General features: G+C 32.8%; 22 protein-coding genes and 1 other RNA gene. 2 read left to right on the top strand and 21 right to left on the bottom strand.

Annotated elements, in window-relative coordinates; translation table 11 throughout:
* Positions 1-11: 11 nt before the first annotated feature.
* The 16 genes from P7F85_RS06025 to P7F85_RS05950 form a co-directional block, all read right to left on the bottom strand.
* On the bottom strand, positions 12-458 hold the full coding sequence (locus tag P7F85_RS06025; protein WP_002466209.1) for an acetyl-CoA carboxylase biotin carboxyl carrier protein: 447 nt from the start codon (positions 456-458) through the stop codon (positions 12-14).
* Positions 459-461: 3 nt separating this feature from the next.
* Entirely contained in the window at positions 462-1,466 is a 1,005-nt protein-coding gene (locus P7F85_RS06020) for a 5-oxoprolinase subunit C family protein (RefSeq protein WP_015364947.1), read from the bottom strand.
* Positions 1,456-2,187 carry a 5-oxoprolinase subunit PxpB gene (gene pxpB, locus P7F85_RS06015; protein ID WP_002466221.1) on the bottom strand — a complete coding sequence of 244 codons (732 nt, stop codon included), beginning with the start codon at positions 2,185-2,187 and terminating at the stop codon, positions 1,456-1,458. Before pxpB ends, P7F85_RS06020 begins: the two co-directional genes overlap by 11 nt.
* Before the next feature lie 327 nt (positions 2,188-2,514).
* The gene (gene greA / locus P7F85_RS06010) at positions 2,515-2,991 is read right to left on the bottom strand and encodes a transcription elongation factor GreA (RefSeq protein WP_002451829.1); all 477 of its coding nucleotides are present in this window, start codon (positions 2,989-2,991) and stop codon (positions 2,515-2,517) included.
* 26 nt (positions 2,992-3,017) lie between these two features.
* Entirely contained in the window at positions 3,018-3,641 is a 624-nt protein-coding gene (gene udk, locus P7F85_RS06005) for a uridine kinase (RefSeq protein ID WP_002466211.1), read from the bottom strand.
* Positions 3,641-4,909 (bottom strand): peptidase U32 family protein, encoded by a 1,269-nt coding sequence (locus tag P7F85_RS06000; protein ID WP_015364946.1) that lies wholly within the window; start codon positions 4,907-4,909, stop codon positions 3,641-3,643. The genes udk and P7F85_RS06000 overlap by 1 nt, the downstream gene beginning before the upstream one ends.
* 11 nt (positions 4,910-4,920) lie before the next feature.
* Complete coding sequence (locus tag P7F85_RS05995) at positions 4,921-5,844, bottom strand: peptidase U32 family protein (protein ID WP_019235934.1); 924 nt, start codon at positions 5,842-5,844, stop codon at positions 4,921-4,923.
* Positions 5,845-5,846: 2 nt separating this feature from the next.
* Positions 5,847-6,482: an O-methyltransferase gene (locus P7F85_RS05990; RefSeq protein WP_015364944.1), complete on the bottom strand. Its 636-nt coding sequence runs from the start codon at positions 6,480-6,482 to the stop codon at positions 5,847-5,849.
* Positions 6,483-6,810: 328 nt separating this feature from the next.
* Positions 6,811-7,119, bottom strand: coding sequence for a DUF1292 domain-containing protein (locus P7F85_RS05985; protein WP_002466733.1), 309 nt, complete (start codon positions 7,117-7,119; stop codon positions 6,811-6,813).
* Between the two features lie 12 nt (positions 7,120-7,131).
* Positions 7,132-7,560, bottom strand: a complete 429-nt coding sequence (ruvX, locus tag P7F85_RS05980) for a Holliday junction resolvase RuvX (protein WP_002466731.1) — start codon at positions 7,558-7,560, stop codon at positions 7,132-7,134.
* A 6-nt stretch (positions 7,561-7,566) separates the two neighbouring features.
* Positions 7,567-7,827 (bottom strand): IreB family regulatory phosphoprotein, encoded by a 261-nt coding sequence (locus tag P7F85_RS05975; protein ID WP_002451822.1) that lies wholly within the window; start codon positions 7,825-7,827, stop codon positions 7,567-7,569.
* A gap of 61 nt (positions 7,828-7,888) precedes the next feature.
* Positions 7,889-10,519 carry an alanine--tRNA ligase gene (gene alaS / locus P7F85_RS05970; protein WP_002466736.1) on the bottom strand — a complete coding sequence of 877 codons (2,631 nt, stop codon included), beginning with the start codon at positions 10,517-10,519 and terminating at the stop codon, positions 7,889-7,891.
* A gap of 374 nt (positions 10,520-10,893) precedes the next feature.
* Positions 10,894-13,365, bottom strand: a complete 2,472-nt coding sequence (gene recD2, locus P7F85_RS05965) for an SF1B family DNA helicase RecD2 (RefSeq protein ID WP_002466734.1) — start codon at positions 13,363-13,365, stop codon at positions 10,894-10,896.
* 4 nt (positions 13,366-13,369) lie between these two features.
* Positions 13,370-14,038 carry a tetratricopeptide repeat protein gene (locus P7F85_RS05960; protein ID WP_046464398.1) on the bottom strand — a complete coding sequence of 223 codons (669 nt, stop codon included), beginning with the start codon at positions 14,036-14,038 and terminating at the stop codon, positions 13,370-13,372.
* A 216-nt stretch (positions 14,039-14,254) separates the two neighbouring features.
* A complete protein-coding gene (mnmA, locus tag P7F85_RS05955; protein ID WP_015364942.1) occupies positions 14,255-15,373 on the bottom strand; it encodes a tRNA 2-thiouridine(34) synthase MnmA in 1,119 nt (372 codons plus the stop codon).
* 2 nt (positions 15,374-15,375) lie between these two features.
* On the bottom strand, positions 15,376-16,515 hold the full coding sequence (locus P7F85_RS05950; RefSeq protein ID WP_015364941.1) for a cysteine desulfurase family protein: 1,140 nt from the start codon (positions 16,513-16,515) through the stop codon (positions 15,376-15,378).
* A 278-nt stretch (positions 16,516-16,793) separates the two neighbouring features.
* Between P7F85_RS05950 and P7F85_RS05945 the strand changes: the two genes are divergently transcribed.
* A complete protein-coding gene (locus tag P7F85_RS05945) occupies positions 16,794-17,792 on the top strand; it encodes an LLM class flavin-dependent oxidoreductase (protein WP_015364940.1) in 999 nt (332 codons plus the stop codon).
* A 109-nt stretch (positions 17,793-17,901) separates the two neighbouring features.
* Here P7F85_RS05945 and P7F85_RS05940 read toward each other — a convergent pair whose 3' ends face one another.
* Together P7F85_RS05940 and cymR are read right to left on the bottom strand one after the other, a co-directional pair.
* Positions 17,902-18,051, bottom strand: a complete 150-nt coding sequence (locus P7F85_RS05940; protein WP_002451815.1) for an SAS049 family protein — start codon at positions 18,049-18,051, stop codon at positions 17,902-17,904.
* Between the two features lie 569 nt (positions 18,052-18,620).
* Positions 18,621-19,043 carry a cysteine metabolism transcriptional regulator CymR gene (gene cymR / locus P7F85_RS05935; protein WP_002467514.1) on the bottom strand — a complete coding sequence of 141 codons (423 nt, stop codon included), beginning with the start codon at positions 19,041-19,043 and terminating at the stop codon, positions 18,621-18,623.
* Between the two features lie 83 nt (positions 19,044-19,126).
* Here cymR and P7F85_RS05930 point away from each other — a divergent pair, with 83 nt between their 5' ends.
* Positions 19,127-20,398 (top strand): replication-associated recombination protein A, encoded by a 1,272-nt coding sequence (locus P7F85_RS05930; protein ID WP_002467523.1) that lies wholly within the window; start codon positions 19,127-19,129, stop codon positions 20,396-20,398.
* A 68-nt stretch (positions 20,399-20,466) separates the two neighbouring features.
* On the opposite strand, the gene P7F85_RS05925 is transcribed toward P7F85_RS05930, so the two are convergent.
* From P7F85_RS05925 to aspS, 3 genes are all read right to left on the bottom strand, one after another.
* On the bottom strand, positions 20,467-21,240 hold the full coding sequence (locus tag P7F85_RS05925) for a tRNA threonylcarbamoyladenosine dehydratase (protein ID WP_015364938.1): 774 nt from the start codon (positions 21,238-21,240) through the stop codon (positions 20,467-20,469).
* A gap of 98 nt (positions 21,241-21,338) precedes the next feature.
* Positions 21,339-21,529, bottom strand: a non-coding RNA gene (gene ssrS, locus P7F85_RS05920) — 6S RNA.
* A 124-nt stretch (positions 21,530-21,653) separates the two neighbouring features.
* Positions 21,654-23,420, bottom strand: coding sequence for an aspartate--tRNA ligase (gene aspS / locus P7F85_RS05915; RefSeq protein ID WP_002467516.1), 1,767 nt, complete (start codon positions 23,418-23,420; stop codon positions 21,654-21,656).
* Positions 23,421-23,424 lie beyond the last annotated feature (4 nt).

Genomic DNA, 23,424 nt, shown 5'->3' with positions numbered 1-23,424 from the left:
TGTAAGCCTCCTTACTTCAAAGTCACTAATATTTGGTCATATTCAACATTTGTACCATGTTCTACAGCAATATTAGCCACTTCTCCAGCAATATCACTCGTCACTTCATTCATTACTTTCATGGCCTCTATAAAACCTATCACGTCACCTTTTTCAATTTTGTCTCCAACTTTAATTTGTGGTTCAGTTAATTCTTTACTATCTTGTAAAAAGAATGTTCCGACCATAGGTGATTTAATAGCATTTTCTTCAGTTTGAATATCTGTACTTTGTGTATCTTGTTGAGCATTTTGATTTGAATTACTGCTTGGGCCTTGTGAAACGGAAGGCGCTTGAGATATAACTTGACTTTCTGTGAAATCTAACTCTATTTCATTTTCAAAATCCTTATATTTAAATTTTTTAACATCATTTGCTTTTACTAATTTAATAATCTCTTCTATTTTTTTGGTATTCATTTGTTAAAATTCTCCTTTCATCAGATTCGCTAATTTTCTAGATGTTCTTCTCATACTTTTCATGTCGTATAGCGGCTGACTATTTATTTTCATTAATTCTTCTTTAAACTGTTTATTAAATTGATTTGTTTCATTTATAGCCTCTTCTACTGATATCCATTTAAAGCGAATCGACTCACCTGGTTGAAATTGAACTAATAGATTTAACCCTAATTGTGTAACTGTAGCAATTTTTGTATAACCACCAACAGTCTGTTTATCATTAAGTAAAATGATAGGATTACCATCATTAGGCACTTGAATACTACCTAATGCTACAGGCTCAGAAATAATATCGGCACTTTCTTCAGGTGCAATATTTTCTCCTTTAAGACGGAAACCCATACGATCTGACATCTCTGAAATTACATATTCATTTTCAGTTAATTTTGATTTTGCTTCCTCAGAAAATGATGCAATTTGTGGTCCTTCAATGATGTGTATTACATTATCTTTATTTGCAAGATTAATTTGAGAAGCACGTCCAATATTTTTCTTATAAGAAGGGTGCTCAATTGTTTGAATAACATCGTCTTTCTTTAAAGATCGTCCTTTGTATCCACCCATCTTACTTCTTGTGTGTGTCGAATAACTGTCAGCAATTAGTGGTATATCAAGTGGTTGTCCAAACGTAATATACCCTCTAGCACCTGTGATCGCATTACCAATCTCTAATATATCACCTGGTTTCACACCATATATAATCTGAGATTCGATTGCGTCACCATTGAGCGTTGCATTGAAGCGACCACCTGCTATTGTAAATGAATTCTCTTGTAAAAACTGTATCGTTGGACCAATAATTGTAAACTCCAATGCTGGGCCATTATTGCCAATGAGATGAGATGCAATTTGATAATGATGCTGATCAAGTGCACCTGCTTCTGAAAACCCAACGTTCATATAACCTTTACGACCAATATCTTGAACAGTAGTAAATAAACCTGGTTTCAAAATTTTAATACTCATTTTCGTACGTCACCCACTTATCTATTTCAAAATGTTCATCATTAATATCTGATACAATTTGGTCGTATTCACTTTGTGTAATGGCCTTAAATTGAATATAATCGCCAGCCTCATAAATCGTCATTGGATCTCTATTTAAATCAAAAACTTTTAATGGTGTACGTCCAATAATTTGCCAACCTCCCGGTGAATCTAGTGGATATAACCCCGTTTGGTTATTTGCAATACCTACTGAACCAGCGTCAATCTTAACTCTTGGTTCAGAACGACGTGGTGTATGAATGCGCTTATCTAATCCACCTAAATATGGGAACCCTGGCATAAAGCCTAGCATATAGATCAAATAAGCTTGTTGTGTGTGTATATCTATCACTTCTTCATTTGTCAAATTATTATAAGACGCAACCTCATCTAAATCTGGACCAAATTCTCCACCATATACAACGGGTACGGTAATAATCTTGCGTTGATTCTGATTATTTAGATTTGTGTCCGAAATTTGACTAAGTTCTAAATTTTCAATCAATTTAGTGCCATCGATACTCATATTATCGAATGTAATTAAAATAGCTCTGTAAGATGGGACAATATCAATAATATCCTTGTGCTTTTGATTCTGAATATATTGTACTGTCTTATTTACTTTTTCATATGTATTTTCACTAATTTCATTTTCGAAATAAATCATTAGTGATTGTTCATTAATCAATCTTGTTTCCAACTTACCAATTCCTCCCCTTTATATAGGACTTAGTTGTTGTACCATTCTATTGTATCATTTTCATTGTATATATGTTTAATAAGTAATTCGAATTATTGTTAATAACCAATTTGTCCCTATAAACAAAAAATTGCTCATTTCAACAATAAAACTAATTATACAAAATTTTCTATATTCTATTTAATCATAATCTTTTGTTTTTGTCGCTATTAATTATGTCATTTTCTATTGCTCAAACTAAAATCGAAGTATAGATTAAGTATTTTTCCACATAAAAAAGCAAGCATTGTAAAATAACAATGCTTGCAATGTTTATAGCTATTTTAATTATTTAATATCAACAATTTTAACGTTCATTTCTCCACCATTTGGTAATGGTACGCGGACTTCATCATCTAATGATTTACCGATTAATGCTGATGCCATTGGAGATTCATTTGAAATTTTACCTTTGAAAGCATCTGCTTCGGCAGAACCCACAATCTGGTAACTTTCTTCTTCATCACCTGGTAATTCAACAAAAGTCACAGTTTTACCAATTTGAACAGTATTATTGTCGCCAGTATCTTCGATGATTAAAGCATTTCTAATCATATGTTCAATACGTTGAATATCTTGTTCAATAAAACCTTGTTCATCTTTTGCTGCATCATATTCGGAGTTCTCAGATAAGTCACCAAATGAACGTGCAACTTTAATTTTTTCTACTACTTCTGGTCTTTTAACCGTTTTTAATTCTTCTAATTCTTGTTCTAGCTTTTCAAATCCTTCTTGTGTCATTGGATACTGTTTTTGATTTTCCATTATGTCATCTTCCTTTACTTTTAATACTATTGTTTACTAACTAAAGATTGAATCTTAGTAGTCATGATATCAATGGCTACCTTGTTACTGCCACCTTCTGGAATAATGATGTCAGCATGTTTCTTAGTTGGTTCAATAAATTGTTCGTGCATAGGGCGCACCACATTTAAGTATTGATTGATAACTGAATCCATAGATCGTCCACGCTCATGAGTGTCTCTTTTTAGGCGACGTAATATTCTTAAATCTGCATCCGTATCGACATATATTTTAACATCCATCATATCACGTAACGTCTTGTTTTCTAAAGCGAAGATACCTTCTACGATGATAACATCTTTAGGTTCAAATGCAATTGTTTGTTCGCTTCTAGTATGACTTGCATAATCATAAGTTGGTACTTCAACAGCTTTACCATTTCTTAAATCTTTAAGATTTTGAATTAACAAATCGTTATCAAATGCAAATGGATGATCATAGTTTGTCTCCAAACGCTCTTCAAAAGTTAAATGTGATTGGTCTTTATAATAATAGTCTTGCGCTAATAATGCAATACTATGACCTTCTAGATTTTTCATAATTTCATTTGTGACAGTTGTTTTACCAGAACCAGAGCCTCCAGCAATCCCTATAATCGTCGTTTGTGTCATTACCCGATTTCCTTTCTCATCATGTTGTTCGCAAAGATTGGACGATCGACTTTAATTTGTACAATTTGCAATGGATGACGTGCAGCATCAAGTTGATTGCCTTCTTCATCATAAATTGTATCTACAATTTGTTTAAAGCTTTCTATTTCAGGCCCAAAGAATTCAATTTCTTGTCCTGGTTTAAAGTTATTTCTTTGTTGGATAGTAGCGATTTGCGTTGCTTCATCGTAGTCTAATACTAAGCCACAAAAATCATATGGTGATTTTTTAGATTGTTGTTCTCCAAACATTTGCTCTTCATAACCTGGTGTACCTTCAAAAAAGGCAGGTGCTGTATCTCTATTAGCACATTTATCTAATTCGATTAACCATTCTGGATTAATTGTGAAATGTTCTGGGTCTTCAGCATAAGCATCAATGACTTTACGATAAACAGAGACAACAGTTGCTATATAATGAATTGATTTCATTCGTCCTTCTATTTTTAATGAATCGACACCTAAATCCATCATTTGTGGAATAGATTCGATTAATTTTAAATCTTTAGGACTCATTGCAAATGGAACTACTTCACCATCTTCATAAAATAGATCTAATTCTCCATCATCGTCTACTTGTAATAAATCATAGTCCCAACGGCAACTTTGACAACAACCACCTCTGTTAGAATCACGTGCAGTCATATGATTACTTAATGTACATCTTCCTGAATACGCAATACACATCGCTCCATGAATAAAGGCTTCAATTTCAATATCAACTTTCTCTTTCATCTCTTTCATTTCCATCGCACCAGTCTCACGTGCTAAAACAACTCGGTCAAGACCTTCTTCTTTCCAAAATTCAACTGCTTTGTAATTAGATAATGATTGTTGAGTAGATAAGTGTATTTCTAACTTTGGCGCTACTTTTTTGCATGTTTCAATAATTAGTGGATCAGCAACAATTATCCCTGTAGCTCCTGTAGCTTCAAGGTTCATTAAATAGTCATCTAAGCCTTCCATATTATCATCATGTGCAATAATATTCGTTGTAACATATATTTTTGCGCCATATCGATTTGCAAATTCTACGCCTTCAGCGATTTCATCCATAGTAAAATTATCAGCATTTGATCTTAAGCCATATTCTTGTCCGCCTAAAAATACTGCATCTGCACCGTAATGTACTGCAATTTTTAATTTTTCTAAGTTACCAGCTGGAGCAAGTAATTCTGGCATCTTCATTTTAGTTTTTGAAGCACCTTTAATGTCTTCTAATGTTTTCATGATTCAGCCTCCTAATATACTGTATGCTTAAATAAGAAACCTTCATCAAATGGACGATGTTCTGGTTGAATCTCTTCGATTGGGTCTACAAGCATAAATTTTTCATCTTCATATGTCTCAGGGTCTTCATTATAAAGATCAATTGCTTCACGATATTGTTGTGTGACAACGTTTATATATTCTTCAGTTTGTAAAATACCATCTATTTTAAATGCATCAATGCCTGCTTCAAAAAATGGTTCTAATTCCTCTATAAGGCATATATCATTTGGAGACATAATATGCGTGCCATTGTAATCTTCAAATACCGGGTATTTATTTTCACGTTCTTCATCATATAGTAATAAATCATTTTGATTATCACTACGTTGAATTTTCATTTGTCTGTCTTGGAATGTGTAATAATTACCTAATAACATTCTTTTTGATTGGAACATGCAAGTCATACCGTGCACTTGGACTTCGATTTCAACGTCGGCATGCGCTTTTATATTGAGAATTTCTTCAAGACTTAATTCTCTTGCTAAGACGGCTCTAGTTGCTCCCTTTTTCCCCCAATAATTACATTGGAAATAATTAGTGACTAATGTCTCAGCATCCCAATGTAATGGAATTGGATTGGACTGTTGTTTTACATACATCACAACTGCTGGATCACCAAAAATAATTCTATCCACCCGTATTTCATGTAAAAATTGAATATAATCTTCTAATGCAGCTAAATGATAATTATGGAATAAACCATTAACTGCGGCGTACACTTTTTTATTATTGTTGTGTGCTATTGTTACAGCTTTTGTCATATCTTCACGATTAAATTCTCCTGGAAGTCGTAAACCAAATTTTTGTTCACCAATAACAAATGCATCCGCACCTATGTCTATTAGTGTTTCCATATGTGTTAGTGACTTAGGAGTAACTAGTAATTCTGGCATAGTCATTCTCCTTTTATTGAAATTGCTAATCCATCATCCATATTTAAAAAGTTTGTTGTATAGCCATCTTGTTGCATTAACCACTCATTAAATTGTTGAACTTTTTTTACCATTTGTCGTACGTTTCTTGATCTTACAATATCTATGTCTGAAACAAAGCCATGGTAAAGTACATTATCAGTAATGACAATGCCACCTTCTCTAAGTAAGGGAGTGTATAACTCAAAAAATTTCTTTGATTGTGCTTTTGCTGCATCGATAAATAACATATCGAATGTTTGATCTTTAATTTTATCGAATTGCTCTAAAGCATCTCCCTCAATAAGACGTATTCGATGAGAATAATGATTATTTGAAATATTTGATTTAGCTTGATGTATCATTTCTGAATTTCTTTCGATTGTAGTTACTTGAATATCGTCCGATACTGAAGCGAATTGCATGGCGCTATATCCAATTGCTGTACCAATTTCAAGAATACGAGTTGTATGATTTATACGAATGATTTGTTTAATCATTTCTAATGTATTTCGATCGACGATAGGTACTTGATGATTAACTGCATATTCTCTTAAGGCTTCTATATGATTGTCATTAATTTTATGCAGATTAAGAATATATGAATGATTTGTATTCATTATAAAACGACTTCCTTTGTGTAAAATAACTACAAATTTATAAGGCAATAAAAATAAATCAGCCTATGTATTGATTTAAAGTATAAATCAATGAATTTGACTGATTACAACAACGCACAAATATATAACCGTTGTATATTAAAACGATGCATATAATATTTAACTCTAAATATTTTACCATAATTTCAGCGTGATTATAAGTATAAATCTTAATGGTACGACTCAAAGTTAAAATTTTAGAATAAGTTTATTAATGATAAAAACGCCTTATGCTTTGACATGTTGATGTCTTCACATAAGGCGTATTTTAACTTTATTATTCTAGTACTTATTCATCAATTTCAGTATTAACTACTTCTTCAATCATGTCCCATTCTTCGTCTGTTTCGATTGGAACTAATTTACCACCATCACCTGATTCATCAGGTTCATTAATCATTGGTACTAGTTCAATCATATCATCTTCATCTGTTTGTGCACCTTCTTCGGCTAACACAACATATTCTTTTTTAAATTCAGGGTGATAGAATTCTAACATTTTACGATAAAGTACTTCATTTCCTTCTTCATCATATAATGTTAAAAGTTCCTCTTCATTATTAATATTTAATTCTGTATCGTGATTATGTTCAGTCATTTTATTTCTCCTTTATGAAATAGAATCTAAATAGCCTTGTAATATAAATACTGCGGCCATTTTATCTATTACTTTTTTTCTTTTTTGCCTTGAAACATCTGCTTCAAGTAATGACTTTTCAGCAGCCATTGTACTTAATCGCTCGTCCCACATAATAATTTCTATAGATGGTAACGCTTCTTGTAGTTTCTCTTTGTATTGTAACGAAGCTTCTCCACGAAATCCAATAGAATTGTTCATGTTTTTAGGTAATCCGATAACTACTGTACCAACGCCATGTTTCTTAATGATGTCTACGAGTTGATCGATACCTAATTCATTATTATTTTCATCGATACGGAGTGTGTCTAAACCTTGAGCAGTCCAACCCATTAAATCACTAATCGCTATACCTACAGTTTTGCTACCTACGTCTAATCCGAGTATTTTATGTTTTAACATATATAGTTATTCTTTAGACTCAGATAAATAATTTGAAACAAGTTCTTCCATAATCACATCTCTGTCAATGTGACGTATTTGATTTCTAGCTTCATTTTGACGTGGAATATAGGCCGGATCGCCTGATAGTAGATATCCTACGATTTGATTGACGGCATTATAGCCTCTTTCTTCTAAAGTTCGGTGGACATTTTCTAATACTGATTTGACATCTTCTTCTGGAATATCTTCATATTTGAATTTCATTGTTTTATCAAAGTTTTCCATATCGTCACTCCTTCAATTCATAAATTGATTCTATTTTATTCTACACGAAGTTATGATTAAATTATATATTTTTAATGTAATCTTTAATAAAGCGTAATGATTCTGTGATGTTCTCTGGTTGTGTTCCGCCACCTTGTGCCATATCTGGACGGCCACCACCTTTACCACCTACAATTGGTGCCATATTTTTAATAATGTCACCAGCTTTAATTTTGTCAGTTTGGTCTTTCGGCACAGTAGCAATGATAGATACTTTACCATCTACGTTACTTGCAAGAATAATCACAGTATCTTGTAATTTAGACTTAAAGTCATCCATTGTTGAGCGAATTGCCTTAGCATTTGGCACATCTACTTCTGTTGCTAATACTTTTAACCCATTAATTGTTTCAACTTGTTCTTCAATATTGCCCATTTTAAGTGATGTAATTTCTTTATCTCTTTGCTCTAATTGTTTAATTAATGATTTTTCTTCATCTTGAATTTGTGTGATCTTATCTACAACTTGATCATCAGTTTTGACTTTAACTAAATCTTTAACTAAGTTAAATTGTTCTTGAATATGTTCTAGGTATAAGAATGCTGCTTTACCAGTTAAGGCTTCTATACGTCTTACTCCAGCACCAGTACCAGATTCACTTACTATTTTGAATAATCCTATTTCCGCTGTATTCTCTACGTGAATACCACCACATAATTCAATAGAAAATGGAGCCATATTTACTACTCTTACAACATCGCCGTATTTTTCACCGAATAAAGCCATCGCACCCATTGCTTTTGCTTCATCAATATTCATTTCTTGAATTCGAACGTCAATACCTCTCCAAATCTCTTCATTAACACGTCTTTCAACTTGGTTGATTTCATCTTGAGTCATTTGACCAAAATGTGAGAAGTCAAATCTCAAACGATTAGGTTCGACTAATGAGCCTGCTTGATTAACATGATCGCCTAAAACTTCTTTTAATGCTGCATGTAATAAATGTGTCGCGCTATGATTTTTTTGAATAGAACGACGCTCGTCTTTATTGACACTAGCATCTACTTCAGCTCCTTTAGTAACTTGTCCAAATTGTATTGTACCTTTGTGCAAGTTTTGACCATTTGGTGCTTTAGTTACCTCAGTTACAGCAATTTCAAAATGATCATTGCTTACGGTACCTTTATCAGCAACTTGTCCACCACTTACTGCATAAAATGGTGTATCTTTTAGCATAAAGTAAATCGTTTCTCCAGTATCCGCTTTATCAACTTCTTCACCATTTTGAATTAAATGAATCAATTCTGTTTGATAATCTGTTGTATTATAACCAACAAAATGACTTTCAGTAGTAATGTTCTTTAATACTTCACTTTGAACTTGCATTGATTGTGAATTTTGACGTGCTTGACGTGCTCTATCTCGTTGTTGTTGCATCTCCGCTTCAAAAGTTGTCATATCAACTGTTAAACCTTCTTGAGTTGCTAATTCTTCAGTAAGTTCGATTGGGAAACCATAAGTATCATAAAGTTTAAACGCATCTTTACCATTGATTTCTTGATTTCCTTCTTTAGCTTGACTAATGAAGCCATTTAAAATTGCTAAACCTTCTTCAAGTGTTTCATGGAATCTTTCCTCTTCAGATTTGATTACACGTTTAATGAATTCACTTTTCTCTTTCACATTTGGATAATATGGTTCCATAATTTCAGCAACAATATCAACTAATTTATACATAAATGGTTCATTAATTCCCAATGTTTGACTGAAACGAACAGCTCTTCTTAATAATCGACGTAATACATATCCGCGTCCTTCATTTGCAGGTAATGCGCCATCCGCTATCGCAAATGAAATTGTTCTAATGTGATCAGCAATAACTTTAAACGCTACATCTTGATCAATATTTTGCAGATATGTTTTACCAGAAACTTGTTCAACCTCATTAATAATTGGCATAAATAAATCTGTTTCATAGTTAGTACGTACATTTTGTGAGATAGACGTCATACGTTCTAATCCCATGCCAGTATCAATATTTTTATTAGGTAATGGTGTATATGAGTGGTCTTTATTATGATTAAATTCACTGAATACTAAATTCCAAACTTCTAAGTAACGTTCATTCTCACCGCCAGGATACATTTCTTCCTCTGGATCATCTTTACCGAAGTCTGCACCACGATCATAGAATATTTCAGTATTGGGTCCTGAAGGTCCTTCACCGATATCCCAGAAGTTACCTTCTATTCTTATAATACGACTTTCTTCTAAGCCAATTTTCTCATTCCAAATTTTATATGCTTCTACATCTTCTGGATGAATCGTTACATATAACTTTTCTGGTTCCATACCCATCCATTTTTCACTAGTTAAGAATTCCCATGCAAATTCTATCGCTTCGTTTTTAAAATAGTCACCAATTGAGAAATTACCTAACATTTCAAAGAAAGTATGGTGTCTTGCTGTAAAACCAACATTTTCGATATCATTTGTACGAATCGCTTTTTGTGAGTTAACAATTCTTGGTTTTTTTGGTGTTTCTCTACCATCAAAATATTTTTTTAACGTAGCAACACCTGAGTTTATCCATAGTAAACTATCATCATCGATAGGTACTAATGGTGCTGATGGTTCAACCATATGCCCTTTTTCAACGAAGAAATCTAAATACTTTTGTCTAATTTCACTTGCTTTTAAATTTTTCATCCACTTACACTCCCTGAATTTAATTTATGAGCTAATAGCAAATAATGTATAACTGTTTCTATTGTTTAAATGTAAACAAAAAACGCTCATCCTCAAAAAGGGACGAACGTTGTCGCGGTACCACCCTAGTTATAAGATGTTGGGTTAGTATCAATACTGCATTTATAGAAAATAGCAATTTGATAATCCAGAATAAAGGATTATATTATGCTAACCGTTTCTTATCACTTTAGTCTCATGATTAAATTGACACAAAGTAGCGTTCAACAATTTTAATTGTACTTTTCACCAACCAGTACATCTCTTAATATTAAAAATTGTCTACTCATCTTTATGCGAACTTAAGTTTATTTTAATTTTATTGGTTTCAATTGTCAACGTTTAGCAAAGTCATATGGGGACATTTCTCCCATATTTATCATAGGATCAATTTGATAAATTGTGTCTTCAGATAATTCAATACTCATTGATGTATCGGATGTAGTTTGATCTTTTACATTACTTTGCTTATCCTCAAAGTTTACAACTTGAATATCTTGATGTTGGTCTTGAAGATTTGCATTCTCATGGTCTTCTATTTTACTTTCTTTAAAGTATTGGCTCAGTATATCGTATAATTGTGTTAATCTTTTCTGTCCATTTGTATTTAAACCAATATCAAATGCCTGTGGATCACCTAATAGAACTAAAGATTGTTTCGCACGTGTTAATCCTGTATATAATATTGGACGCTGCAACATTCTAAAATATTGTTTAACTATAGGCATAATCACAATCGGAAACTCTGAACCTTGTGATTTATGAATAGAAGTACAATATGCATGTGTTAATTCGAGTAAATCTTGGCGCGTAAATGTTATTTCATTTCCTTCAAAATCAACGACTAAGACATCTTTATTTAAAGCATTTTCCTTAGCCCAAAATATACCGACAATCACACCAATATCGCCGTTAAATATATTATCATTCGGACGGTTAACTAATTGTAATACTTTATCGCCTTTTCTAAATACGACATCACCAAACTCAATTTCTCTAGTATCTTTTTCTTTTGGATTTAAGATGGTTTGTAATATTTGGTTTAATCGTTTAATACCTGCATTCCCTTTATACATTGGGGCAAGCACTTGGATATCGCTCATATCATAGCCTTTATTAACAGCACTATTAACTACTTTCTCGACAACTGTTGGAATTTGATCTGTACCACAATTGATAAAACTTCGATCATGAAATCGTTGTGTAATATCAATAGGTTGTCCCAGTTTCATTCGATGAGCTAGTTCAATAATACTAGATCCATCTTGTTGGCGATAAACTTCTGTTAAATTGACTCTTGGTATGGTTTTAGAATCAATTAAATCTTTAAACACCTGACCAGGGCCTACAGAAGGTAATTGATCTTCATCACCCACTAGAATAATTTGAGCATCTAAAGGTACGGCACTCAGAAATTGGTGAAATAGCCAAGTATCTACCATAGACATCTCATCAATAATGATGAGACGTGCATTAATTTCATTATCCAGTATATCTTCTGGTTGTGTGTCTTGATTCCAACCAATCAATCGATGTATCGTCATAGCCTCTAATCCAGTTGACTCTTGTAATCTTTTCGATGCACGACCGGTTGGTGCTGCTAAAACTACAGGATAATCGTCTTCCTGATAATCATCATAATCTAAAGAAATTCCATGAACTTCTGCATACAATTCAACAATCCCTTTGATCACAGTAGTTTTACCTGTACCAGGACCACCTGTCAATAACATTACTTTAGAATTGATAGCTGTCTGTAAAGCTTCCTTTTGTGATTCTGCATAGCTTACTTCATTGCTCGTTTCTATTTCACCAATATGAATTTGTAAATCAGATTGTTCTATCTCTTTCAACTTGCTAGTATGCGTTTTGATTCGGTATAAATTTTGAACACTTTTCAATTCTGAATAATATAAACTTGGTATAGATACTTTTTCATTATCAACTATGATTCTTTTCTCTTCATTTAGCTCTAATAACATTCGATGAATGTGTTCTTGTTTTATTTGATTATCATCATGATTACTATTTTGCGTTAAGACGTTGTATGTTGCTTCAATGATTTGATCATGAGGCATATATGTATGACCTTGTTTAATACATTCTTCTTCTAATGTAAATAACAAACCTGCCTTTATTCGTTCAGGTGCATCAAATTGAATACCTATTTTTTGTGCTAGTTGGTCTGCTTTACTAAAGCCAATTCCCTTGATGTCATACACAAGTTGGTAAGGGTTTTTATCTAGAACATTTAATGTTTCTGCACCATAATATTGATAAATTGAACTTGCTAATTTAGGGCCGAAACCTAAATCATGTAATCGAATCATTACTTTCTCTGATTCTTGATTAGAAGCGATTTGTTCAGCAATTTGTTTTTGTTTCTTCTTAGGTAAACTTGGAACTTTTTCAAGCACACTTGCATCATTCAAAATATCGTTTATTGCATTTTCTCCTAAAGTATTCACTATATTTTGCGCAGTTTTTTTACCGATACCTTTGAATAAATCACTGGATAAATAACTGATGATCGCATCTTTAGTCTGTGGTAATTCTTTTTCAAATGTTTCTGCTTTTAGTTGTTTCCCATAACGAGGATGTTCTACTGTTTGACCCTTAAACGTATAAACGTCCCCTTCGACAACATTGGGAAGAAACCCTACTACTGTTGGCATCGTATCAAATGATTCATTAGTCTCAATTGTATCCACTTTTAAAACAGTATAAAAATTATCACTATTTTGAAATAAAATAGTTTCGACAGTACCTTTAATCATTGAATAATCAAATAGTGTAGGGTCAGTCATTGTATTACTCCTCTTCTTTAATTGCTGTAAACGTTTTTAATGCGTGTTGACTCAATAAGTGACCAGAATCAATCTTAATCGCTTGGTTGAAATATTCGATTGCTTCATCTACGTCCTCATTTTTCATATATGTAGCAAGTCCTAAGTTATATATTGCGTCAACATGATTTGAATCGATTGATAGTACTTTTTTTAATTGTTTAATAGCTTGATCAAACATTTCTAATTGACATAATACCAACCCATATTGAAACTGTACTTCTGTATCTTGTTGGTGATCTTTTTCTGCTGCAGTCATTAAAAATGGTAATGCTTCTTTATGCGCATTTAATTGGTTAAAAGACATTCCTATCATGTAATTGCAATCAACTGGTTCTATATTGTACTTCATGGCTTGTTGATATAATTTAATCGCTTCTTTAAATCGATCTTGATTATAATAGACATTTCCTAAATTATAATAAATGGCGCCATTTTCAGGGTCAATTGTTATCGCTTTTTGGAAAAAGCGTTCAGATTTTTCAATTTCGACTGCATCTGCTAATACTATTCCAGCATTAATATAATTTTCTGTGACTGTTGGGTCTTCTTCAATATTATCAAATAAAGCCTTTAACGCTTCTTCTAACTGACCCTCTTTGATAAATTGATATATCGTTTTTTGATCAATCATATTTAATGAGACAACTCCTTATATCATCGTTAAATAACTATTGGTTCTTTCTTAGTTAAAACTGATAATTACCGTTCAAAATTAGTTTAAATATATTTTATCATGATATGTATGAATTTTTAAAAGTATACTAAGTAACGTACATACTATTTGTATATATAATTAAAAAAATTGCCGTTAATCCTAAAACCACGTCCATGAATTAACGGCAAAACTTTATACTACATAGCTTAATTGACCAGAATTTTTATAAACGTCATCAATAGTTGCGCCTCCAAGACATACCTCATCATTATAAAACACAACTGCTTGACCAGGTGTAATCGCTCTAACTGGTTCATCAAATGTGACTCTGATTGCTTCATTATTCTCTCTTTGAACAAAAACTTTAGTATCTTTTTGGCGATATCTAAATTTAGCAGTACAATAAAAGCCTTTCTCTAAATCAACATCTTGTTCATTTACAAATGATACATCTGAGGCAATTAAATAGTCACTATATAATGCGTCATGATGGAATCCTTGTTCAACATATAACACATTATCTTCTAAATTTTTACCTACTACAAACCATGGATCTCCATCTCCACCAATACCTAAACCATGTCTTTGGCCGATTGTGTAATACATTAAGCCACTATGCACACCCATTTTTTTACCATCAAGTGTGACCATATCACCTGATTGTGCTGGGAGATATTGTGATAAAAACGTCTTAAAGTTTCTTTCTCCAATAAAGCAAATACCTGTTGAATCTTTTTTCTTAGCTGTAGCTAGATCCTGTTCTTCAGCAATTTGACGAACACGTTTTTTGTCAATATCACCAATTGGGAACATGACTTTAGAAAGTTGCTGTTGTGAAAGTTGATTTAAAAAATACGTTTGGTCTTTATTGTTATCAATGCCTCTCAACATTTCAACATGACCGTCTTCATGTCTTCTGATACGTGCATAATGTCCTGTTGCTACGTAATCAGCACCTAATTTTAAAGCATGTTCTAAAAATGCTTTAAATTTAATTTCTTTATTACACATGACGTCTGGATTTGGTGTACGACCTTTTTTATATTCGTCTAGAAAGTAAGTAAATACCTTATCCCAATATTCTTGTTCGAAGTTAACTGCGTAATATGGAATACCAATTTGGTTACAAACAGCTATAACATCATTATAATCTTCTGTAGCTGTACAAACGCCGTTTTCATCAGTATCATCCCAATTTTTCATAAAAATGCCAATCACATCATAGCCTTGCTCTTTTAATAGATGGGCTGTTACTGAACTATCGACACCACCTGACATACCTACGACTACACGCGTATCTTGATTTGTCACGACTATTCCTCCTTAAATTTATGATATATTTTATGAATTTCTGCAACTATATATTTAACTTCTTGTTCTGTAGTCATTTCATTAAAACTAAATCTCACTGAATGTTTAGCTCTTTCTTCATCTTCATACATAGCTGCTAACACATGTGAAGGTGTCGTTGATCCCGCTGTACAAGCAGAACCAGAAGATACATAGATTTGACTTAAATCGAGCAGTGTTAACATTGTTTCCACATCAATAAATGGAAAATATAAATTAATGATATGACCTGTTGTATCGACCATTGAACCATTAAGCTCAAATGGAATAGCACGTTCTTGCAAACTCACTAAAAATAATTCTTTTAAATTCATTAAATGTATATTATTTTCATCCCTATGTTGTTGAGCTAATTCAATCGCCTTAGCAAAGCCAACAATCTGGGCTAAGTTTTCTGTTCCTGCACGACGTTTTGTTTCTTGTTCACCACCAAGTTGAGTAAATTGGATTGGTGTATTTTCTCTTACCAGTAAGGCACCAACGCCCTTAGGACCGCCAAATTTATGACCAGTGACGCTCATTGTGTCAAATTTAAAATCATCAAAATCTATATCTAAATGACCAATGGCTTGCACTGCATCAACATGGAATAATGCATTCGTTGAGGTAACAATATCTTCAATATCATACATTTGTTGAACCGTTCCGACCTCATTGTTCACAAACATGATAGAAACAAGAATCGTTTTATCTGTAATAACTTCTTCTAATTGATCTAAATCAATAGCACCCGTATCATCTACATCTAGGTATGTTACATCATAACCTTCACGTTCTAATTGCTCAAACACATGCAATACAGAATGATGTTCTATTTTAGTAGTGATTAAATGATTTCCAATATGTTCATTAGCTTTAACTAAACCTTTTATCGCTGTATTGTTAGATTCAGTAGCACCACTAGTAAAGATGACTTCTGATGGTTTAGCTCCTAAACATTTAGCCACAGTTCTACGAGATTCATCTAAATATTTACGTGCGTCTCTTCCAATTGAATGTATTGAAGATGGGTTACCATAATGTGATTGGTATATATCCATCATCACCTCTACAACTTCAGATTTAACTGGTGTTGTTGCAGCATAATCTGCATAAACTTCCATGTTTGACACTCCTCACAAAATTATCAATGTTCCTATAATAGCACCTAGAAACGTATTTTTCTACCTATCTGTTTGACAAATATAGTTAGTATAATTTTAACATTTTATTGCTATAGTTGATAATATGTATTAGTCTAAATCTTGAATTATATACTTAACTAGCATTTTGTCATAAATTGAATAGTAGTTTTGTTATGTGTAATGAGCAATTTAATATTTTATTGTAGTAATCATTGTTATACTTCATATACTATTTTTACTATGGAGGAAATTTTGCTATGAATAAACTTAAAGTATCAGCATTAAATTTAGTACCTATTAGAGAAGGACAAGATGATAGCGACGCTTTAAATGACATGATTGATTTAGCACAACATTTAGAACAAGTAGGTTATGAAAGATATTGGATTGCCGAGCACCATAATGCACCTAATTTAGTAAGTTCTGCGACTGCATTATTAGTTCAACATACTCTAGAACATACAAAAACGATTAAAGTTGGTTCTGGTGGAATAATGTTGCCAAATCACGCCCCTCTTATAGTAGCAGAACAATTTGGTACAATGGCTACTTTATTTCCTAATCGAGTAGATTTAGGTTTAGGAAGAGCACCAGGTACAGATATGATGACTGCAAGTGCATTGCGTAGAGACCAACATAATGGTGTTTATCAATTTCCAGATGAAGTAGATCAATTACAACAATATTTTGGACCTGCAAATCAACAAAGTTATGTACGTGCCTATCCAGCTGTGAATAAACAAGTTCCGTTATATATATTAGGTTCTTCAACTGATTCGGCACATGTGGCTGCTAGAAGAGGTTTACCATATGTTTTTGCTGGACATTTTGCACCACAACAAATGAAAGAAGCCATACAAATATATAAAGAGTTATTTGAACCTTCAGAGGTATTAAGTGAACCTTATGTTATTATAGGCTTAAATGTTATCGTTGCAGACACTGATGAAGAAGCAGAATATTTAGCTAGTTCAATGGCTCAAGTAATGGTAAGTATTACAAGAGGCAAAATGCAACCAGTACAACCACCAACAGATAAATTAGATCAAGTGTTAACGCCTAGGGAATTGGAGATGGCGAAGCAACGAATCAACTCATCAATGATTGGTTCTGAAAGTACAGTTAAACAAAAAATTAAAGATTTTATTGATTATTATGGAGATATCGATGAAATCATGGGTGTAAGCTATATTTTTGATCAACAAAAGCAACATGAGTCATATCAAAAATTCAAACATATTATCGATACACTATAATTTATTTAATTCAATTATACTGAAACGTGATATTGGCGTTTCAGTATTTTTAATATATAAAAAAAAGAGGTAGCGCTATTGCACTACCCCTTTACTTATAAGAAAACGATTATTTATCGTCTTTATCTTCTTTTTTATCTTTGTCGCCTTTACCAGTATCAGTATACTCGTTAATTGTATCTTTAGCTTTGTTTACTTGCTCATTATCACTGTTTTTGAATTTTTCTGCTGCGTCTTTTGCTTTATCCATGAATCCCATAAATATAAGCTCCTTTCAGATTTAAAACTAATTTGTATTTGTTAAAACTTTAATTTTAACTTTATTACATCAATCACTTTATGAATAAGATTAATTCAACAATTGTTATGATGTATATTCTATTCATACCACTTGGTCAAGGAACTAAACATATGTATCAAATAAAATTTAGAAACTTTGTACTAAAAGCAATTTAGAATTTACGTATCGCACGTATCAAACGCTTGATTGTAGGATTTGAGTAGGTAAACTAATCAATCTATTAAATTAAAAAAATATGGAAATTAATCCATACTTTTTCATAAATTTATAATCCTTTTGTATAAAACCTCTATAAAGGGGCCGCCCAACTTGCATGGTCCGTAAAAGTTGGGGAACCAATTTTTCAATGTTGGGTCCCTTGCCCTTCCTACATTGTTTGTAGGTTTTCTTTTCGAAAACCTCTATGAAGGGGCCGCCCAACTTGCATGGTCCGTAAAAATTGGGGAACCAATTTTTCAATGTTGGGGCCCTTGCCCAACTTGCATTGCTTGTTGAAATTGGATTCCCAATTTCTCTTTGCTGGGTCCCTATATATAAAACATGTATCCGTCTAGGTTTTGGTCTGTTTCTTTGTATTCTGCTAGGTATTGTAGTGTTGTGTTGTCGAGTACGTCTCTGACTGCATCTCTCATTCTTAACCATAATTGTTTTTGAGCAGGTGGTTCTGACTCGATACTTTCTACGAAGGTAATGGGTCCTTCTAATAATCTGATAATATCACCAGCTGTAATTTCTTCAGCAGGTAATCTTAATTGGTACCCACCTTTTGCGCCTCGAACGCTTCGAATTAATCCAGCATTTCTTAAGGGTCCAACAAGTTGTTCTAAATATAAATCACTTAAATTATTTTCTTCAGCTATTGTTTTTAATGATACGCAACCCTGGCCTTCTCTTTTAGCAAGAGAAATCATTAAAGTTAAGCCATATCTCCCTTTTGTTGATATTTTCATTGTATAACCTCACTTAATTCGAATTATATATTCCCATTCTATCATTTTTTACGTTAAGATAATATAAGAAAGGTGTGACAAATGTGAATACTGAACCTTTAGCGTCTAGGATGAGACCAATAAATATAGATGAAATCATTTCACAACAACATTTGGTTGGTCCAAAAGGTATTATTAGAAGAATGGTAGAAACTAAAAGACTTTCTTCTATGATATTTTATGGGCCACCTGGTATAGGTAAAACAAGTATTGCTAAAGCCATTGCAGGTAGTACTCAATATAAATTTAGACAACTCAATGCTGTAACGAATACAAAAAAAGATATGCAAATGGTAGTCGATGAAGCAAAAATGTCTGGACAAGTGATTTTGTTATTAGATGAAATTCACCGATTAGATAAAGCGAAACAAGACTTTTTATTGCCCCATTTAGAAAATGGAAAAATTGTCTTAATTGGTGCAACAACTTCTAATCCTTATCATGCAATTAACCCAGCTATTCGGTCAAGAGCTCAAATTTTTGAATTGTTTCCTTTGGATAATGACGATATTAGATTAGCACTTAATCGTGCTTTAGAAGACGAAGATCGAGGTCTTAATGCATATTCACCTAAAGTTGATGATGATGCTATGACTTATTTCTCAACTCAGAGTCAAGGTGATGTTAGAAGTGCTTTAAATGCTTTAGAACTTGCAGTTTTAAGTGCATCTGAAGAAGATGGGCAACGTCACATTACATTGCAAGATGCTAAAGATTGCTTGCAAAAAGGGGCATTCGTTAGTGATAAAGATGGAGATATGCATTATGATGTCATGAGTGCTTTTCAAAAGTCTATTCGAGGCAGTGATGTCAATGCAGCACTGCATTATCTAGCCAGATTGATAGAAGCTGGTGATTTACCAACAATAGTCAGACGATTACTCGTAATTAGTTATGAGGATGTAGGTTTAGCTTCACCAAATGCAGGACAACGTACTTTAGCTGCAATTCAATCTGCTGAAAGATTAGGTTTTCCTGAAGCACGAATTCCATTAAGCCAAGCAGTTATTGAATTATGCTTATCACCTAAATCGAATTCAGGCATTTCAGCTATTGATAAAGCATTAAGTGACATAAGACAAGGCAAAGTAGGACAAATACCGGACTATTTAAAAGATGGCCACTATGCTGGTGCTAAAGAATTAGGCCGTGCTATTGGTTATAAATATCCACACAATTATGACAATGGTCATGTAGTTCAACAATATTTACCTGATATACTTAAAAATCGAATATATTATGAACCTAAAACGACATCTAAAAGTGAACAACAATTTAAAACCATTTATGAGAATCTATTGAATAAGTCTAAATAAATTAAAAGATAGCTTGCCTATATGTAGCAATTACATTATAGACAAGCTATCTTTTTTTTAAAACTTAATTATTGGCCTTTATCTTTAATACGACGAATCGGAATGTCTTTTAGAATATCATTGATGACATAACTTGAACAAATTAATCCAACTACACTTGGTACATATGCATTGGAAGATGGTGGCATTTGTCCTTTTCTATTAATAGCATTTTTGTCGCCTACTGTTTCTTTTACATCTTCTCTAATTACAATTGGACTTTCATCTGAAAATACAACTTTAACCCCTTTTCGAATACCTACACGTTTTAATCTATTACGAATGACCTTAGCCATTGGATCAGTATGCGTTTTTGAGATATCAGCAATTTGGAATCGAGTAGGATCTATTTTATTAGCTGCCCCCATACTGGAAATCATATCGATACCACGTTCTAAGCATTCTTTCATTAAATGTACTTTATAAATAATGGTATCACTCGCATCGATAAAATAATCAATATCATAGTTATTAAATATCTCTTCGTATGTCTCTTCAGTATAAAACATATGTAATGGCGTTACTTTACAGTCTGGATTAATTTGTTTTATTCTTTCTTCCATTAACGTCACTTTACTTTGTCCGATAGTAGAAGTTAAGGCATGGATTTGACGGTTAACATTTGTAATATCAACATCGTCTTTATCTATTAAAATGATATGACCTATATTCGTTCTAGCTAATGCTTCAGCAGCAAAAGATCCAACGCCACCGACACCTAACACAGCTACAGTTTTATTTTTTAATAAATCAAGTCCCTCTTGTCCGATTGCTAACTCATTTCTAGAAAATTGATGTTTCATTTTAATCTCCTTTAACTAAACAATCCAAATCAATATGTATTTTAAGTATTATTTTAATTTAAAAATAAAAATACGCAAGACCTAAGTCTTGCGTACCGATAGAGTCCGTAGATGCCGTAGTTATAAATAGCTTGATCATTCGGCCTGCTATATACAGGTGGGTGCCCTGTTTCATGTTTTGCAAGTCCTCCTATTGAGGCGTGTGCGCTGCATGAAAACCTATTGGGCTCCCTGATCAAAGAGTGTTAGGCCCAAATAAAAAGCAAACATACGAACATCACAGATGACTATCTTATGTCATTATAATACCATAAACTTCGAAAGAAAGGAATTAAACAACTTTGTATATTTTAATTCCTTTTTATTCAGACAACATTTAGACATAATCGCAAGAAATTAAAGTTACGAGTTAATTAATGTCTAATTCTTAACGATAATTCTTCTAATTGTTTTTCAGAAACTTCACCTGGCGCATCAGTTAACAAACAAGTAGCTGATGCAGTTTTAGGGAATGCAATTGTATCTCTTAAGTTTGTACGATTAGTTAATAACATAACTAATCTATCTAATCCTAATGCGATACCGCCATGTGGTGGTGCACCATATTTGAACGCATCTAATAAGAAACCAAATTGTTCTTGTGCTTGTTCTTTAGTAAATCCTAGTACTTCAAACATTTTTTCTTGTAATTCACCATTATGCATTCTGATTGAGCCCCCACCTAATTCATAACCATTTAATACGATATCATAGGCATTCGCTTGTGCATTTTCAGGCTCTGAATCTAATTTATCAATATCTTCTTTTTTAGGTGATGTGAATGGATGATGTGCAGCTACATAGCGTTTACTTTCATCATCATATTCTAATAATGGCCAATCTGTTACCCATAAGAAGTTTAATTTAGATTCATCAATTAAGCCTAATTCTTTAGCTAGTTTAATACGTAATGCGCCTAAACTTTGTGCTACGACTTCTGGTTTATCAGCAACAAACATTACTAAATCCCCAGCTGATGCCTCTGTTAATGATTTTAATTGTTCTGCATCTTTATCTTCAAAGAAGCGAGCAATTGGACCAGTTAAACCTTCATCAGTAACCTTAACCCATGCTAAACCTTTAGCTCCATATATATTTACAAATTCAGTTAACGCATCCATGTCTTTACGTGTATATTGATCTGCAGCACCTTTAGCTACGATTGCTTTAATTTCTCCATTATTTTCAACTGTATCTTTGAATACTTTAAAGTCCATTTCATGACCTAATTGAGATACGTTAATCAATTCCATGTCAAAACGTGTATCAGGTTTGTCAGAACCATAACGACTCATTGCTTCAGCATAAGTCATTCGTGGGAATGGACCAGGTACATCGATACCTTTTACATCTTTAACGACTTTGCGTAACATTTCTTCACCCATTGCCATAACATCTTCTTGGTCTACAAAGCTCATTTCAATATCGACTTGAGTAAATTCTGGTTGACGATCAGCACGTAAGTCTTCATCACGGAAACATTTAACGATTTGATAGTATTTATCAAATCCACTAATCATTAGCAATTGTTTAAATAATTGTGGTGATTGTGGCAATGCATAAAATTCACCATCATGAACACGTGAAGGTACTAAATAGTCTCTTGCACCTTCTGGCGTTGATTTAGTTAATACTGGCGTTTCAATATCATAAAATCCATTGTCATCTAAATATTGTCGAATTGAACGTGTTGTTTGATGTCTCATTTTGAATGTTTGTGCTAGTTCTTGGCGACGTAAATCTAAATATCTATATTTTAATCTTATATTTTCATCTACATTTGTATTTTCTTCATTTATTGAAAATGGTGGTGTTTCTGATTTATTGATAATTTCAATATTTGAAACTTGCACTTCTACTTGCCCTGTTTTAATTTTAGGATTAACTGTTTCAGCATCACGTTTAGTTACTACACCTTGAACTTCAACAATATATTCAGATCTTACAGTTTCAGCAATATTTAATGCTTCTTGTGAAAAATCAGGATTAAAAACAATTTGTACAATACCTTCTCTATCTCTTAAATCGATGAAAATTAATCCGCCTAAGTCACGTCTGTTGTGTACCCAACCTTTTAACGTTACTTTTTCATTTAATAAATCTTCTGTGACTAAACCACAGTATGTCGTTCTTTTACTCATTTCA

The sequence above is a fragment of the Staphylococcus sp. aM genome, assembly GCF_052975125.1.
Note: the sequence above shows the minus strand (reverse complement) of the source record. Positions and strands in the feature narration are given on the sequence as shown.